Below are 14,177 nucleotides of genomic sequence, written 5' to 3'. Positions count from 1 at the left end.
CTTCCACAAGGCGCCTGCGGGCGCCTTTGTTGTCGATGGCAGGTGTTCGACCATAAAAAACGCCCCGCAAGTGCGGGGCGTTTTGGCAAGAAAGGCTTATCAGGCAGCCAGGTTCTTGGCCACGAATTCCCAGTTGACCAGGGCCCAGAAGGTTTCCATGTACTTCGGACGCAGGTTGCGGAAATCGATGTAGTAGGCGTGTTCCCACAGGTCGACGGTCAGCAGCGGGGTGGTACCGGCTTCGGTCAGCGGGCAACCGGCGTTGGAGGTGTTGACGATGGCCAGGGAGCCGTCAGCCTTTTTCACCAACCAGGTCCAGCTAGAGCCGAAGTTGCCGATGGCAGACTTGGTGAACGCATCCTTGAACTCGGCGAAGGAGCCGAATGCCTTGGTGATGGCATCGGCCAGGGCGCCAGTGGGTTCGCCACCGCCGTTCGGGGAGAGGCAGTGCCAGTAGAAGGTGTGGTTCCAGATCTGGGCAGCGTTGTTGAAGACGCCACCAGTGGAGGTCTTGATGATCTCTTCCAGAGACTTGCCTTCAAACTCGGTACCCGGCACCAGGTTGTTCAGGTTGACCACGTAGGTGTTGTGGTGCTTGCCATGGTGGTATTCCAGGGTTTCCTGGGAGATGTGCGGTTCCAGAGCATTGATTGCATAGGGCAGAGCGGGAAGTTCGAAAGCCATTTTCTACTCTCCATTGGCTGGTCCGTGCGAAGGCGACGGTTGCAAGACATTGCGTACTCTTTTCTATCTTGAAAAGAATTGTTCTTGAAATGAGGGGGCCAGACGGCCCAAAGCCCGTCGATTGTAGCAGTATCAAAGATGGGCGAACAACCCTTGATTCTTGCCATGATCCGGATCAAGCTGCGGCGTATTGATGCATGACTTCTTTCATTCGCAACGGTTTGCCAGTTTGTGGTCTGCCCGGATTGCAGTAGAATGGCCGCCGAAATCGCTCCAGTGAGGCATTTATGGAAACTATTGAAAAGATCAAACAGCAGTTGGCTGAGAATCCCATCATCCTCTACATGAAGGGATCCCCCAAGCTGCCTAGCTGCGGTTTCTCTGCCCAGGCCTCCCAGGCCCTGATGTCCTGCGGCGAGCCTTTCGCCTATGTCGACATCCTGCAGAACCCGGACATCCGCGCCGAGCTGCCGAAATTCGCCAACTGGCCCACCTTCCCGCAACTGTGGGTCGAGGGCGAGCTGGTCGGTGGTTGCGACATCATGATCGAGATGTTCCAAGCCGGCGAGCTGCAGACCCTGATCAAGGAAACTGCCGCCAAGCACAAGCAGGATGACGCTGCCGCCGAATAAGGCCGCATCCATACCATGCAAAAAGGGGAGCCACTGGCTCCCCTTTTCTTTGTGCCCACGACAGACATCAGGCGATGCGTTCGAGGCGCGCCATGTAGAAGCCGTCGAAGCCGGTCTCGGCCGGGCTGACGTTGTGATCGCCGATCAGGCGGAAGTGCTCGTTGGCGGCGAGGAACTTGTCCACCTGCTGGCGGTTCTCCTCGGGCAGGATGGAGCAGGTGGCGTAGACCAGCAGGCCGCCCACCTTCACCATCTGGCTGTAGCGCTGCAGGATCTCCTCTTGCAGGGCGACCAGCACCGGCAGGCGCTCGGCGGTGTCGCGCCACTTGGCATCAGGGTTGCGCTTGAGCACGCCAAGGCCGGAGCAGGGGACGTCCAGCAGCACGCGATCGGCGCTTTCTTTAAGGCGCTTGACGGTCTTGCTGCTGGTGATGACCCGGGTCTCCACGTTGTGGGCACCGGCGCGGCGGGCGCGCTGCTTGAGGTTCTCCAGTTTCCACTCTTCCACGTCCATGGCCAGCAGACGGCCCTTGCCCTGCATCATGGCGGCCAGGTGCAGGGTCTTGCCGCCGGCACCGGCACAGGCGTCGATGACCCGCATGCCGGGCTTGACGTCGAGGGCCGCGGCCACCAGCTGGGAGCCGGCATCCTGCTGCTCGAAGCAGCCGTCGGCAAAGGCCTGGGTACGGAACAGGGCGGCGTCCGAGGTCACTTGCAGGGCGGTCTCCACTCCGTCGACGGGCACTGTGGTGACATGCTCTTTGGCCAGCATGGCTTGCAGCTCGTCCCGGGTGCACTTGAGGGTGTTGACCCGCAGGTAACGCTTGGGCATCCAGGCCAGGGCGGCACGCTCGGCCGGCCAGGCGTCGCCCAGTTGCTCGCTGCCGAGTTTTTCCAGCCAGGCAGGGCAACCGTCCATCAGCACCGGGTTCTTCTTGGCTTCGGTCAGGCGGCGGCGGAACGCCTCCTCGTTGAAGCGATCCAGGGTCGGGTGGTTGGGCTGATCTATCTTGTGGAAGGCGTGCCAGCTGTGAAGCAGCGGCCAGACATTCTTCTCCGCCTGACGGACCTGGATGCCGGTGAGGAAGCAGTAGAGGCTGAGGCGGCGCAGCAGATCGCCGGTGACCAGGGCAATCCTTGCCTGTTCTTGCGGTTTGAGTTCGATGCCGGAGAAGTGACGTGCATAGGCGCGGTCGAGGGTAAGACCCTGACCCAGCACATCGTCAACGATGGCAACGACCAGATCCCCGAAACGGGGCAACAGTGGGGACTTGAGCATGAGATTAACCTTGGCCAAAGAAAGAGTGAACCGGCCCCGTCGAAGAGGGGTTCTGGAACGGACAAATCCGCGCCATGATAGGGGCTAGTCTGCATTGGTGCAACCTTCCCCATTCGGGGAATGTACAGAGGATGTTGCTGGACTAATCGGACCAGCGGGCAAATGATGCCGTGGCAGTTCAGGTGAATCCGTTTAAAAAGGAATTAAAAAGATGCAGTTGATGAAATATTCTCCGCTGGCGGTGCTGGTGGCGGGTCTGATGACGTCCGGCAATCTGATGGCCGGCGAGTGGCATACGGTCACGGCGCGGGCCACCGCCGCCGATGGGTACGAGGTGAGGGCCAGCCAGTATCGTATCGTCACCGTCTCCACCGATTACCTGGCTGCCCTGAAGGGGGGCGAGCGCCGCCTGACTCTGCCCCTGCCGGATGGCAAGGAGGTGACCTTCAGCCTGCAACCCTATGATCTGCTGCCGGCGGATCTGGCCGCCAAATATCCCGATATCCTGGCCTTCAAGGGGTACAACGAAGCGGCGCCGGGCGAGACCGGGCGCTTCGATCTCGGTCCCCAGGGATTCCACGCCATGTTCAGCCATGAAGGGAAGATGGTGTTCGTCGATCCCCTTCGCAACGGGGAAGGCTATGCCGTCTATTACCAGCAGGATGCCCACAGCCGGCTGGAAGAAGAGGCGGACAAGGTGATTGGGGGCGAGGCCAAAAAGCTGGCCCGCCAGGTGCTGGTGGATGGCAACGAGCGCAAGCGTTATGTCATCGCCATCTCGGCGGCGGGGGAGTACACCCAGTATCACGGCGGTACCGTGGAGGCGGGTCTTGGCGCCATCACCACCCTGCTCAACCGGGTCAACGAGGTCTACCAGCGTGACGTGGCGGCCGAATTCCAGCTGGCCAGCGGCAACGACACCATCATCTTCACCGACGTGGCGAACGATCCCTTCAACAATGATGACGGCGATGTCGATGCCAACATGCAGGTGCAGGCCGATGCCCTGACCAAGGGTCTGGGGGCCTTCGACATCGGCCATGTGGTCAACACCGGTGGCGGCGGCCTGGCGGGACTGGGCGTACTCTGCACCCCTGACAAATCGGCGGGGATGACGGGCTCCTCCGAGCCGGTGGGGGATGCCTTCTTCATCGACTACGTGGCCCACGAGATTGGTCACCAGTTCGGGGCAGACCACACCTTCAACGGCACCACAGGCAGTTGTGGCGGCGGCAACCGGGAGGCAAGCCAAGCCTGGGAGCCGGGCAGCGGCAGCTCCATCATGGCCTATGCGGGGATCTGCGGAGACGAAGATCTGCAGCCCCACAGCGAGCCCTATTTCCACAGCAAGTCCATCGAGCAGATGCGGGCCCACATGGCCACGGAGCCAAATTGCGGCACCCCGTTGGCGCTGGTCAACAATGCGCCCCAGGTGGCGGCAGGCAATGACTACGTCATCCCTGCCAACACCCCCTTCGTGCTCAAGGGGGCGGGGGCCGATCTTGACAGCGATCCGCTGAATTACACCTGGGAGCAGATCGATCTGGGGACGGAGTCGAGCAGCCCGGCCACCATGGTGGACGACGGCAGCCGCCCGCTGTTCCGTTTCGTGGCGCCGACCAGCGTGCCGGAGCGCACCCTGCCGAGTCTCACCTCCCTGCTCACCAACACCCTGGCGATAGGGGAGGCCTGGCCTGCCACCAACCGGGACCTGAACTTCCGCCTCACGGCGCGGGACGGCAAGGGCGGTGTCGCCAGCGATGACATGAAGATCCAGGTGGTCAACACCGGCAAGGCCTTCGCCCTGACCAGCCCGGTGGTGACCCCCCTGGGGGCGGGCAAGATGCAGACCATCAGTTGGGAAGTGGCCGGCACCAATGCCGCCCCCATCAACTGCAGCAAGGTGGATCTCTTCATGACCCGGGACGAGGGGGCAAACTGGACTCCCCTTGCCAGCGGCAAACCCAACTCGGGCTCGGCGAGCGTCACCATCCCGGCGGGCAAGGATGGCACTGCCCGCTTGAAGGTGGCGTGCAGCGACAACATCTTCTTCGCCATCAGTCCCCTCAAGCTCTCGGTCACCCAGCGCGGTGAAGAGGGGGGAAGCGGTGGCGGCGGTGCCCTCGGCTTCTGGACCCTGGCCCTGGCGTTGCTGGGCTGGCAGCGGAGGCGGGCATGAGACTGGCCGGGGTGCTGCTGCTCACCCTGCTCGGCGGTTGTCAGGCCGATGCTGACACCCTGGAGCAGGCGGTCAGCGCCAGCCTCGCCAGGCAGGATTATCGGCTGATCGTGCGGGCCGGGCGCGGCGAGGTGGCACCCGGGATCGCGGCGGATCAGCAGGCGGCGGCCAAGGCGCGCTGCGGCGTGCGCTATCTCGACGGATTCGGGGATGTCATCAAGCCGGATCAGAAGGAGGCCCACGCCAGGCTGAGCGCCTATGCGGCGGACTACAACCGGCGCATGCTGGCCCATTGCCCGCCGGTTGACGGCAAGCAGTAGGCTGACGGTCATCGGCATAAAGAGGGAGGCATGAGCCTCCCTCTTTTTTTGCTCCGCCATTTGGCCGCCCCGAGGCTTGTACCCATGGCGCGCTCGTCGCACAATGCCTGCACCGATCGCCGCACGGGCGGCAGAGAAAGAGAGAAGGAAAATCAAGATGATGGATGTGGCTGATCTGCGTCGCGAATACACCAGGGGTGGACTGCACCGGGCCGATCTGCCGGCCGAGCCCCTCGCCCTGTTCGAGAAGTGGCTGGCCCAGGCGTGCGAGGCCAAACTGACCGATCCCACCGCCATGGTGGTGGGCACCGTGGATGCCGATGGCCAGCCCTGGCAGCGCACCGTGCTGCTCAAGCACTACGATGCCGAAGGCATGGTGTTCTACACCAACATGGGCAGCCGCAAGGCGCATCAGCTGGAGGGCAACCCCCGCATCAGCCTGCTCTTCCCCTGGCACACCCTGGACAGACAGGTACACGTGACCGGTCGGGTGGAGAAGATGAGCACCTTCGAGGTGATGAAGTATTTCCACAGCCGTCCCAAGGACAGCCAGATCGCCGCCTGGGTCTCCAAACAGTCGACCCGCATCTCGGCCCGTGGCGTGCTGGAGGCCAAGTTCCTCGAACTCAAGCAGAAGTTTGCCAATGGCGAAGTGCCGCTGCCGAGCTTCTGGGGTGGTTTCCGGGTGCGCATCGACACCGTCGAGTTCTGGCAGGGCGGGGAGCATCGTCTGCACGATCGCTTCTATTACACCCGCGAGGGGGACGGCTGGCACATCGAGCGCCTGGCGCCCTGATGAACATCGCCCGGCTCAAGAATTTCACCGAGATAGTGAAGAACAACTTCAACATCTCGGCGACGGCGGAGAAGCTCTATACCTCCCAGCCGACCCTTAGCAAGCAGATGAAGATGCTGGAAGAGGAGCTGGGGCTGGCGCTGTTTACCCGCAAGGGCAAGAACCTGGCGGGCCTGACCCCCATGGGGGAGCAGGTGATGGAGCTGGCCAGGGGAGTGGTGGCCCAGGTGGAGCAAATTGGCCAGCTTTCCCTCGGGGATCAGCTGGCCACCAGCGGGGTGCTGCGCATCGCCACCACCCACACCATGGCCCGCTACAAGCTGCCGGCGGTCATCACCGAATTCTCCCGCCGCTACCCCGAGGTGAGCATCCAGCTGCATCAGGGAGCCCCTGCCCAACTGGCGCAGATGGCGCAAAACGGGGATGTGGAGATGGCCATCGCCACCGAGTCCATGCACCTGTTCGACGAGCTGGCGACCGTGCCCTGCTATCGCTGGGGGCGCAGCGTGGTGGTGCCCCACGGCCATCCGCTGCTGGACTGCCAGCCGCTGGCCATGGCGGATCTGGCCCGGTATCCCCCCATCACCTATGTGTTCGGTTTCACCGGCCGCTCCAAGATGGACAAGGCGTTCGGTCGCCATGGTCTCAGCCCCCGCATCGTGCTGACAGCCACCGACAGCGACATCATCAAGCACTATGTGCGCCTGGGGATGGGAGTCGGGGTGATCGCCACCTCGGCGTTCGACGAAGGGGACAGGGAGAGCCTGGTCTGCCTCAACATCGATCATCTGATCGCCTCGAGCGTGGCCCATGTGTGCCTGCGCAGGCACGCCCACCTGCGGGACTACATGTACGACTTCATCCACCTCTATGCCCCCCATGTGAGCCGGGAGACGGTGCAGCTGGCGCTGCTCAACCAGGGAACGCCCGCTCCGTCTGCGACTCTGCCCTGGCTCTGACGCCGAGACATAAAAAAGAGAGGCCGTTGGCCTCTCTTTGCATTGCTATCCCCTTGTACTGACCCCTCAGGCGGCTCGGGTCGCCAGATTGACGAAGATCTGGGCACCGATCAGCAGGCAGTCGTCGTCCAGGTAATAGGGGTTCGCGTGCAGGTAGTTGCAGATCCCCTTGGCCTGATTGCCGCTGCCGAGGAAGAACATGGCCCCCATGCGGCTTGGCGTGGCGTTGATCATGTAGCTGAAGTCCTCGCTGCCGGTCATGGGCTGGCCCTTTGCGTTGATCCCGTCGCTGGACAACACATCCGAGGCGGCTTGTTGCAGGCGCTCGCAGGCCTGGGGGTGGTTCTCCACCGCCGGGTAGCCGGCATGGACCATGGTGGTCTTGAAGCCGCGCAGCTCGCTCTGGGCGATGATGTCCCTGAAGCTGTTTTTCAGGATCTGGTCGGTTTCGGCATCCATGGCGCGGATGGTGCCACGGGCCTGCACATGATCGGCGATGGCGTTGGGAATGGTGCCGCCGTTGATCATGCCGCAACCAAAGACCGCCGGGCTGAACGGGCTGGTGCGCTTGGCGACGATGTAGTCCATGTCCTCGATGATCCGCACCGCCTCCCGGATGGCATCCAGCCCCTTGTGGGGGGTGGAGCCGTGGGCGGAGATGCCGTGCACATCGAGCGTCCAGGCTGACCCCCAGGAGGACATGACCCCCTGGTTGAACTTGATGGTGCCCGTCTCCATGGCGCCGTCGTTGTGCAGGGCATAGACCTCGTCCACCCCGTTCATGCAGCCAAGCTCCACCATCTTTTCGGCCCCGGGGACGCGCATGTCCTCTTCCGCCATCTGGAAGATGAAGCGGACGTTGTACCGCAGGCGATCGCGGTTGGCGGCCAGAAACCTGGCGGCGGTCAGAGCGATCGCCATGTGGGAGTCGTGGCCGCAGTTGTGGGCCATCCCCTCATGGGTGGATTTGAACGTCACCTCGCTCATGTCGTGCATCTCCAGGCCATCCATGTCGGCACGAAAGGCAATGGTGGGCAGGGTGGGGTCGACCGCCAGATCCCCGTGAAAACCGGTGAAACCGGGATACAGGGTGATCCTGTAGCCGAACTCTTCCATCAACCCACGGCAGTAGGCAGAGGTCTTGAACTCGGCCCCGGAGTATTCCGGGATGCGGTGCAGGTGGTGGCGCACTTCGTAGCTGAAGTCGCGCAGAGCCAACAGGTCAGGTTCGATATGGTAGTGGTTCATCAGATGATCCCTTGAATGGAGAAACCGAGCTGGGCAACCAGGGAGGCGCCAAAGAAGCAGCAGGTGGAGACGATCATGAAGATGAGGATCACCTTCCACGACATCTTCTTGAGCTCCTCCAGCTGACCGCCCACCGAGAGGCCGGCGAAGGCTAGGAGCGGCACGCAGCAGGAGAGGAAGGAGATCTTGGCCACGGCATCGATGAAGAGGCCGCGCACCGGGGTCTCGGGCAGGCAGATGAGAATGCCGATGATGGTGGCATAGGCAAAGGCCGGCAGGGAGGAGGGCAGGTAGCGCTTGGTCACCAGGGAGGCAAACACCACCAGGGACATGGCGATGAAGCTGTCCCCCATCTGCCACAGCGGCAGGCCCGAGGTCAGGGTCTGGGTGAACATGGCCAGCAGGATCGCCAGGAAGACGAAGCGCATATCCATCACGATGCTTTTCATGCTTTCTCTCCTTTGGCTGTCAGGGCATAGATTTTTTCAGCGAGCGGCAGACCCAGATAGGTGAGGGAGAGCGCTCCCAGGGCCGACGAGAGCAGGTTCGAGGCGGCGGCGATGCTGAGCACCTGCTGGGCCATCGCCTCGTCGAGGCCGTTGATGAGGGCACCGGAGGCGGCGCTCAGCATGGAGCCGGATCCCACGCCGGAACCGGCGGCCAGGGCCAGAGGATGCAGTCCGGTGAGGGGGGCGATGCTGCCGAGCACGCTGAACCAGAGGGTGCCGATGACGGAGCCGCACAGGTAGATGGCGAGCACGCCGATGTACTCCTGGGAGCCGGTGCCGAACTTGCCCTGGATCACCGCGACCGAGGGTTCACGGCTGATGGAGGAGCAGGCCCCGATGGCGCGGCGGCCAAAGCCGAACTTCACCGCCAGCGGAATGGCGATGAGGATGGGCAGGAGGTTGCCTATTTCCTGCAGGAAGAGCGGTACGCCGACGCTCAGGATCATCTTGAGGTTGGGGATGATCATCCCCGCATACTGGGTCCCGAGGATCAGCAGGCTGAAACCCACCATCTTGCCGCAGAAGCCCTCTTCTCGCTCGGTGAAGAGTCTCTTCCAGCCGGGAATGCGATCCTTGACGGGCTTGGCGGAGACGATCATGCCGATGATGACGGCAAAGAGCATGGGCAGGATGGGGATGATGGCGATGCCGAGTCTGATCTCCTGCTTCCCGATGAGGGATTGGGCCACGAAGATCAGCAGGGCGGTCGCCAGGGTACTGACTACTACCGTTTTGAGTGGGCTGGTTGGCTGCATAGTGTGTTCTCTTGTTATCCGTTGTCCTTCATGGGCGTCTTTGGTCGCGCCATGATGGGGGCATGATAGGAAGCGAGGAGGGGAAGGAATGTGACCGCCATCAAGTCAGCCATATGGCATTTTTTCATGGGGTATGCCGTTTAACCATGATAAACATATGGTTTAACAACTCATTGGTAGCTGCTTATGCTGCCTCAGGCAGGAGTGTGGTGCCGCCCGGGCACCCGGTGCCTGATCCGGGGGGCGGATGTGGGGGAAGGAATGGATCTGTATATCGAGGGTGCGCTCTGGCGCCCCTCCTGGCAAGCGGCGTTGCAGGCCTGGCAGCACCGGGGAAACCGCTGGTGGCTGCTGCTTGGCAAAGGGGAGGCGAGGGAGATGGCACCCTGGTCGGTCAGCCCGCCAGATGGCATTCTCCGTGCCCGCGACCTGCTTGCCGCCTGGCTGGGGGAGGCCGCCTCCCCGCTGATGGCGACACAGCCGGACCGGCAGATCCTGATCGCTGCCTCCGGCTCCCTGCTGACCCTGGCCAGAGAGAGCGGCCTGCTCACCCTGGGGCCCGCGGGGGCGGATCACCGCCTCGGTGCCGATGACGACCTTGGGGTTGCCCTGCAACGCCTGCTTGCCCGCCGCCTGATGACCCCGGTGCTGCGCGAGCCTGGCGGGCAGGACGCGCTGGTGCTGCGCCCCCTGCTGCCCGGCGATGAGAGCGCCATCCTGCGTTATTGTTCGGATGCGGCGCTCGCCCGCTATACCCTCAACATCCCCCACCCCTATTCGCCGGAGGCGGCGCGGGACTGGCTTGCCCTGAGCGGGCGCAAGGCTGCTCTCGGGCTGGGATGCACCTGGGCCCTGACTCTGCCCCAGGGGCGTGGAGACGAGCCCGCTCCCCTGGTCGGCACCCTCTCCCTGCACTGGCACGGGGAGCTGGCATGGTGGGTCGGCGTGCCCTGGCAGAACAGGGGGCTGGCCACCCGGGCCGCGAGCCTGGTCAGGGCGTTTGCCTTCGAGCAGTGGCACCTGCCTGCCCTCACCGCCCGCCACATGCCGGGCAACCTCGCCTCAGGCCGGGTGATGGAAAAGACTGGCATGCACCATGACGGGCGTCGGCCAGATCCGGCCGATGGCGCCCTCGTGCTCGATCACTGGCGGCTGGATCGCCCGGCGCGCCTGACGGATGCACGCAAAGAGGTGCTGGCCCCCTGGCTGGATGACGAGGAGGTGGTCGTGGCCATACTGCACGGTGAGGGGGTGGCGCTCTTCATGGTGGGGGAGGCGACAGAGGGCGAGCAGACACTCAGCGGGCTGAAGGTGCAGCGCTATCCCTTGGCCATGCTGGCGCCAGAGGCACCCGGGGTGCAGGCCCATGGTGGTGGCGCCCTCCTCAAGGAGTGCGGGGATCTGGGCCTCGCCTATCTGCGGCGATTGCGACAGCCTGACGACGGACGCTGATGGCTTGCGCAAGGGCGGTCATCGCGAAGCCTGGTGCGGGGTCTGTCAGGCGTTTTCCTGAGTCCGTCCTCCCATTTTCAGACAAAGGCAGTGAAGAGGCGCACCACTTCTGTGGAATAATGGCCGCCCTGCTGTACGAGGAGTAACGCTGTATGTTGAGAACCGAGCGTCCCGGCGACATGCTGCCAGTCTATGAGCTGGTGAGTGCCGCCTTTGGTCGTCCCGACGAGGCCGAACTGGTCAACCGCCTGCGAGAATGTGGGGCCGCCGTGGTCACCATGGTCGAGGAGGAAGAGTACGAGTTCATGGGGCACCTGATGCTGAGCCCGATCACCATTGAGGGACAGGAAGGGCCCTGGCTGGGACTGGCACCCGTGGCCGTGCATCCCGACTGGCAGGGGCAGGGCATTGGCTCGGATCTGGTGCGGGAAGGGCTGGACACGGCACTGGAGATGGACTGGAAGGCGGTGGTGGTGCTCGGGGATCCCGCCTACTACGCCCGTTTCGGCTTTCGGCCTGCCAGCGACTTCGGCCTGCACTGCATCTACGAGGTGCCGACGGAGTGTTTCATGGCGATGGAGTTGCAACCCGGCGGGCTCGACGGGGTAAGGGGCGAGGTGCTCTATCACCCCCTGTTCGATGAAGAGCCGGTGGAGTGACCGCCTGCCCATCCATGAAAAAGGACCCTGAGCGGGTCCTTTTTCATGCCATGCCCATCGCTTGAACGGACGTCACTGGGCCAGGGATTTCAGCTGCTGCTTGCCCGGCGGGTTGTTCCAGTCGATGGGGCCGTGGGTGAAACGGTACTGAAGCCTTGGCAGACTCAGTTCCAGCCACTCCTCCCGGAAGTAGGCATAACCCTGGTCCCAGTCCGGATCCTGCGCCCAGCCGGTCTGCAGGAAGTGGAGCCGGGTGCCCTGGCCCTCCGGCACGAAGCGCAGGCTGACCTGGGTCTTCTGCTGACGAATGTGGGGAAACTGGGGAGGGAAATTCCAGCTGAAGCTGAGCAGATCATGGGGCATGACCGCCATCACCCGGCACCCTTCGCTGCCACGCTCGCCGAGGGGAGCATCGGGTCTGAAATAGATCTCGAACGGCCCGTTGGGTTCCGGGACCATGAGGCACTCCGGCGCCAGAAAACTGCGCAGCCCGCTCTCCGTGGTCCAGGCCCGCCAGACATCGTCAATGTGGGCGGGTACCAGAATACTGCCTTCAATTTGCTTGTTATCCATAAATCAGTGAACCTCAAACCAGTCATGGACGGGACCTTGGCAGTATAGCCCCTGAGGCGATAAAATAGGCAGCCCTGTGTCACACGGTTACGTATTCAAAAGGGTCCACATTGCCGATTTGACAGCACGGCGGGATCCATCGAGAGTGGGAAGCGACAAGCACGCAACGCAAGGATGGTGTCATGATCAGAATGATGACGGAAGCTGACGAGCCCATGCTGGCGCAGCTCTTCCTCAAGGGAAGGCGCCAGGCCTTCCACTGGGTTGATCCCGCCCTGTTCCGGCTCGAGGATTTTGCCGAGCAGACCCGGGGCGAGGAGGTCTGGGTGGCGGAGAAAGGGGGCAGCCCGTGCGGATTCGTCTCCATCTGGGGGGCCGAGAGCTTCGTGCATCATCTCTACGTGGTGGCGGACTGGCATGGGCAGGGCATGGGGCGGGCCTTGCTTGCCGCCGGCTTGGCCGGATACCCCTCCCCGGCCTCCCTCAAGGTGGCCATGCGCAACACCACGGCGATGGCTTTCTATCATCGCCTGGGCTGGGAGAACACCGAAGAGACGGGTCATTGCGACATCACGGGGCCCTGGCGCAGGCTGGTGCTGACGCCCGATGACGCAGGGGAATAAGCCGCTGGCAGACTGCGGCAACCGCACCGCACATTGATCTCCAGCCCTTGCAGGGCATAAAAAAGCCACTTCGCGGGAAGTGGCTCTTCAACACATCCGGGGAGGGCAGACCTTCCCTCGCTCAACCGATGATCACAGGGCCGCCACGGCCTCTCTTACCAGGGCGGCCAGCTCTTCCCACCTGCCCTCGTCGATGAGCTTGGCCGGCACCATCCAGGTGCCGCCGCAGGCGATCACGGCATTCAGCCCCAGATACTCCTTCAGATTGGCCGGCGTCACGCCGCCGGTGGGCATGAAGCGCACCGGATAGACGGCGCCCAGGGCCTTGAGCATGGCGATGCCGCCAGACTGCTCGGCCGGGAAGAACTTGAGGTGGCGCAGCCCCATCTCCATGGCTTGCTCCACCAGGCTGGGGTTGTTGACCCCGGGGATGATGGTGACGTCCTTGTCCAGACAGTACTGCACCGTGGTCGGGTTGAAGCCGGGGCTGACGATGAAGTCGGCGCCCGCCGCAACGGCCGCATCCACCTGCTCGCGGTTGAGCACGGTGCCGGCCCCGATCAGCAGATCCGGGTAGGCCGCGCGCATCTGGCGGATGGCCTTGGCGGCGGCGTCGGTGACGTAGGCCCCTTGCAGGCGTGCGGCGAGATAACCGGCGCTGAAGGAGTCGCCCGCCGCCGTGGTGTCGATCACCTGTTCGGCGGACAACCGCAGGGCGGCGATTTCGATCCGCTGCGTTGCCGTGACCACCAGGCAAGGCTCAGAGCCGCGCTTGACGACGATCTCGCCCACCCCGAAGCCCTGGCTCCCTGGCTGCATTGCGAGCGCAACCCCTACTGGCGCAAGCTCCACGAGCATATCGACGACAAGGCTATCTCCAGCTGGTGCGACGATCACGACCAGATCCTCAAGGCCCTGATGCGCAAGGATCCGCAGGCGGCCAAGCTGGCCATGTGGCAGCACCTGGAGAACACCAAGCAGATGCTCTTCCAGGCCACCATCTTCGATGACGAAATGGAGGATGACCGCTACCTCTTCTCCGAAAATCCCGTCGTTCATCTGACCCAGCCTTCCACTGCCAACGGCTAGGGAAGGTGCGAATAAGCGGGGAAATTCTTCTCGGCTGACTCAGTCATTTCATTTTTTCAGTTTGAGCCGATCTTTTCTCCCGTAAATGCCTTGAATCAGCCTATTTAGACCGTTTCTTCGCCATTTAAGGCGTTATTCCCAGTTTTTAGTGAGATCTCTCCCACTGACGTATCATTTGGTCCGCCCGAAACAGGTTGGCCAGCGTGAATAACATCGCCAGTTGGTTATCGTTTTTCAGCAACCCCTTGTATCTGGCTTTCACGAAGCCGAACTGTCGCTTGATGATGCGAAACGGGTGCTCCACCTTGGCCCGGATGCTGGCTTTCATGTATTCGATGTTGATGGCCGTTTTGTTCTTGCGTGGATGCTGTTTCAAGGTTCTTACCTTGCCGGGGCGCTCGGCGATCAGCCAGTCCACAT

The 14,177-nt window shown here is 62.9% G+C and carries 17 protein-coding genes and 1 pseudogene; 10 read left to right on the top strand and 8 right to left on the bottom strand.

The genetic code is table 11. The features are described from left to right. Positions 1–99: 99 nt before the first annotated feature. A complete protein-coding gene (gene sodB, locus C3418_RS08255; RefSeq protein ID WP_010673954.1) occupies positions 100–684 on the bottom strand; it encodes a superoxide dismutase [Fe] in 585 nt (194 codons plus the stop codon). A gap of 287 nt (positions 685–971) precedes the next feature. Between sodB and C3418_RS08250 the strand changes: the two genes are divergently transcribed. Continuing rightward, the gene (locus C3418_RS08250; RefSeq protein ID WP_010673955.1) at positions 972–1,316 is read left to right on the top strand and encodes a Grx4 family monothiol glutaredoxin; all 345 of its coding nucleotides are present in this window, start codon (positions 972–974) and stop codon (positions 1,314–1,316) included. 67 nt (positions 1,317–1,383) lie between these two features. Here the strand turns inward: C3418_RS08250 and C3418_RS08245 are convergent, their stop codons facing one another. Beyond that, the gene (locus tag C3418_RS08245; protein WP_010673956.1) at positions 1,384–2,595 is read right to left on the bottom strand and encodes an RsmB/NOP family class I SAM-dependent RNA methyltransferase; all 1,212 of its coding nucleotides are present in this window, start codon (positions 2,593–2,595) and stop codon (positions 1,384–1,386) included. A gap of 211 nt (positions 2,596–2,806) precedes the next feature. Between C3418_RS08245 and C3418_RS08240 the strand changes: the two genes are divergently transcribed. From C3418_RS08240 to C3418_RS08225, 4 genes are all read left to right on the top strand, one after another. Further along, the gene (locus C3418_RS08240) at positions 2,807–4,774 is read left to right on the top strand and encodes a reprolysin-like metallopeptidase (RefSeq protein ID WP_010673957.1); all 1,968 of its coding nucleotides are present in this window, start codon (positions 2,807–2,809) and stop codon (positions 4,772–4,774) included. Further along, a complete protein-coding gene (locus C3418_RS08235) occupies positions 4,771–5,094 on the top strand; it encodes a hypothetical protein (RefSeq protein ID WP_010673958.1) in 324 nt (107 codons plus the stop codon). Before C3418_RS08240 ends, C3418_RS08235 begins: the two co-directional genes overlap by 4 nt. Positions 5,095–5,251: 157 nt before the next feature. Then, complete coding sequence (gene pdxH, locus C3418_RS08230) at positions 5,252–5,890, top strand: pyridoxamine 5'-phosphate oxidase (RefSeq protein ID WP_010673959.1); 639 nt, start codon at positions 5,252–5,254, stop codon at positions 5,888–5,890. After that, positions 5,890–6,849, top strand: coding sequence for a LysR substrate-binding domain-containing protein (locus C3418_RS08225; protein WP_103858286.1), 960 nt, complete (start codon positions 5,890–5,892; stop codon positions 6,847–6,849). The genes pdxH and C3418_RS08225 overlap by 1 nt, the downstream gene beginning before the upstream one ends. A 66-nt stretch (positions 6,850–6,915) precedes the next feature. Here the strand turns inward: C3418_RS08225 and C3418_RS08220 are convergent, their stop codons facing one another. From C3418_RS08220 to C3418_RS08210, 3 genes are read right to left on the bottom strand one after another with little or no spacing between them, the layout of a single operon-like run. Next, positions 6,916–8,097 carry a M20 family metallopeptidase gene (locus tag C3418_RS08220; RefSeq protein ID WP_010673961.1) on the bottom strand — a complete coding sequence of 394 codons (1,182 nt, stop codon included), beginning with the start codon at positions 8,095–8,097 and terminating at the stop codon, positions 6,916–6,918. Further along, positions 8,097–8,546: a hypothetical protein gene (locus C3418_RS08215; protein WP_010673962.1), complete on the bottom strand. Its 450-nt coding sequence runs from the start codon at positions 8,544–8,546 to the stop codon at positions 8,097–8,099. Before C3418_RS08215 ends, C3418_RS08220 begins: the two co-directional genes overlap by 1 nt. After that, on the bottom strand, positions 8,543–9,361 hold the full coding sequence (locus C3418_RS08210; protein ID WP_010673963.1) for a DUF3100 domain-containing protein: 819 nt from the start codon (positions 9,359–9,361) through the stop codon (positions 8,543–8,545). Before C3418_RS08210 ends, C3418_RS08215 begins: the two co-directional genes overlap by 4 nt. A gap of 261 nt (positions 9,362–9,622) precedes the next feature. Here C3418_RS08210 and C3418_RS08205 point away from each other — a divergent pair, with 261 nt between their 5' ends. Then, positions 9,623–10,813, top strand: coding sequence for a GNAT family N-acetyltransferase (locus tag C3418_RS08205; protein WP_010673965.1), 1,191 nt, complete (start codon positions 9,623–9,625; stop codon positions 10,811–10,813). A gap of 152 nt (positions 10,814–10,965) precedes the next feature. Then, positions 10,966–11,472: a GNAT family N-acetyltransferase gene (locus C3418_RS08200; protein WP_010673966.1), complete on the top strand. Its 507-nt coding sequence runs from the start codon at positions 10,966–10,968 to the stop codon at positions 11,470–11,472. A gap of 72 nt (positions 11,473–11,544) precedes the next feature. Here the strand turns inward: C3418_RS08200 and C3418_RS08195 are convergent, their stop codons facing one another. After that, the gene (locus C3418_RS08195; RefSeq protein ID WP_010673967.1) at positions 11,545–12,045 is read right to left on the bottom strand and encodes an SRPBCC domain-containing protein; all 501 of its coding nucleotides are present in this window, start codon (positions 12,043–12,045) and stop codon (positions 11,545–11,547) included. Positions 12,046–12,227: 182 nt separating this feature from the next. Between C3418_RS08195 and C3418_RS08190 the strand changes: the two genes are divergently transcribed. Then, positions 12,228–12,668: a GNAT family N-acetyltransferase gene (locus C3418_RS08190; protein ID WP_010673968.1), complete on the top strand. Its 441-nt coding sequence runs from the start codon at positions 12,228–12,230 to the stop codon at positions 12,666–12,668. A gap of 132 nt (positions 12,669–12,800) precedes the next feature. Here the strand turns inward: C3418_RS08190 and eda are convergent, their stop codons facing one another. Next, positions 12,801–13,487 (bottom strand): bifunctional 4-hydroxy-2-oxoglutarate aldolase/2-dehydro-3-deoxy-phosphogluconate aldolase, encoded by a 687-nt coding sequence (eda, locus tag C3418_RS08185; protein ID WP_010673969.1) that lies wholly within the window; start codon positions 13,485–13,487, stop codon positions 12,801–12,803. Here eda and C3418_RS25075 point away from each other — a divergent pair. Together C3418_RS25075 and C3418_RS24695 are read left to right on the top strand one after the other, a co-directional pair. Further along, positions 13,401–13,580 (top strand): annotated as a pseudogene (locus tag C3418_RS25075) (hypothetical protein); the annotation flags it as partial. The gene eda and the pseudogene C3418_RS25075 sit on opposite strands and share 87 nt — an antisense overlap. Before the next feature lie 6 nt (positions 13,581–13,586). Continuing rightward, entirely contained in the window at positions 13,587–13,757 is a 171-nt protein-coding gene (locus tag C3418_RS24695; RefSeq protein ID WP_010673970.1) for a hypothetical protein, read from the top strand. A gap of 145 nt (positions 13,758–13,902) precedes the next feature. On the opposite strand, the gene C3418_RS08175 is transcribed toward C3418_RS24695, so the two are convergent. Beyond that, positions 13,903–14,177 (bottom strand): transposase (locus C3418_RS08175; RefSeq protein WP_146054095.1); only part of this gene is annotated, 275 nt, incomplete at its 5' end.

The organism is Aeromonas sp. ASNIH8 (assembly GCF_002919855.1).
Taxonomy (GTDB): domain Bacteria; phylum Pseudomonadota; class Gammaproteobacteria; order Enterobacterales; family Aeromonadaceae; genus Aeromonas; species Aeromonas caviae.
Note: the sequence above shows the minus strand (reverse complement) of the source record. Positions and strands in the feature narration are given on the sequence as shown.

Bases quoted from the DNA above. Each gene is read 5' to 3' on its own strand.
- sodB (WP_010673954.1), bottom strand. From the start codon at position 684: ATGGCTTTCGAACTTCCCGCTCTGCCCTATGCAATCAATGCTCTGGAA.
- C3418_RS08250 (WP_010673955.1), top strand. From the start codon at position 972: ATGGAAACTATTGAAAAGATCAAACAGCAGTTGGCTGAGAATCCCATC.
- C3418_RS08245 (WP_010673956.1), bottom strand. From the start codon at position 2,595: ATGCTCAAGTCCCCACTGTTGCCCCGTTTCGGGGATCTGGTCGTTGCC.
- C3418_RS08240 (WP_010673957.1), top strand. From the start codon at position 2,807: ATGCAGTTGATGAAATATTCTCCGCTGGCGGTGCTGGTGGCGGGTCTG.
- C3418_RS08235 (WP_010673958.1), top strand. From the start codon at position 4,771: ATGAGACTGGCCGGGGTGCTGCTGCTCACCCTGCTCGGCGGTTGTCAG.
- pdxH (WP_010673959.1), top strand. From the start codon at position 5,252: ATGATGGATGTGGCTGATCTGCGTCGCGAATACACCAGGGGTGGACTG.
- C3418_RS08225 (WP_103858286.1), top strand. From the start codon at position 5,890: ATGAACATCGCCCGGCTCAAGAATTTCACCGAGATAGTGAAGAACAAC.
- C3418_RS08220 (WP_010673961.1), bottom strand. From the start codon at position 8,097: ATGAACCACTACCATATCGAACCTGACCTGTTGGCTCTGCGCGACTTC.
- C3418_RS08215 (WP_010673962.1), bottom strand. From the start codon at position 8,546: ATGAAAAGCATCGTGATGGATATGCGCTTCGTCTTCCTGGCGATCCTG.
- C3418_RS08210 (WP_010673963.1), bottom strand. From the start codon at position 9,361: ATGCAGCCAACCAGCCCACTCAAAACGGTAGTAGTCAGTACCCTGGCG.
- C3418_RS08205 (WP_010673965.1), top strand. From the start codon at position 9,623: ATGGATCTGTATATCGAGGGTGCGCTCTGGCGCCCCTCCTGGCAAGCG.
- C3418_RS08200 (WP_010673966.1), top strand. From the start codon at position 10,966: ATGTTGAGAACCGAGCGTCCCGGCGACATGCTGCCAGTCTATGAGCTG.
- C3418_RS08195 (WP_010673967.1), bottom strand. From the start codon at position 12,045: ATGGATAACAAGCAAATTGAAGGCAGTATTCTGGTACCCGCCCACATT.
- C3418_RS08190 (WP_010673968.1), top strand. From the start codon at position 12,228: ATGATCAGAATGATGACGGAAGCTGACGAGCCCATGCTGGCGCAGCTC.
- eda (WP_010673969.1), bottom strand. From the start codon at position 13,487: ATGCAGCCAGGGAGCCAGGGCTTCGGGGTGGGCGAGATCGTCGTCAAG.
- C3418_RS24695 (WP_010673970.1), top strand. From the start codon at position 13,587: ATGCGCAAGGATCCGCAGGCGGCCAAGCTGGCCATGTGGCAGCACCTG.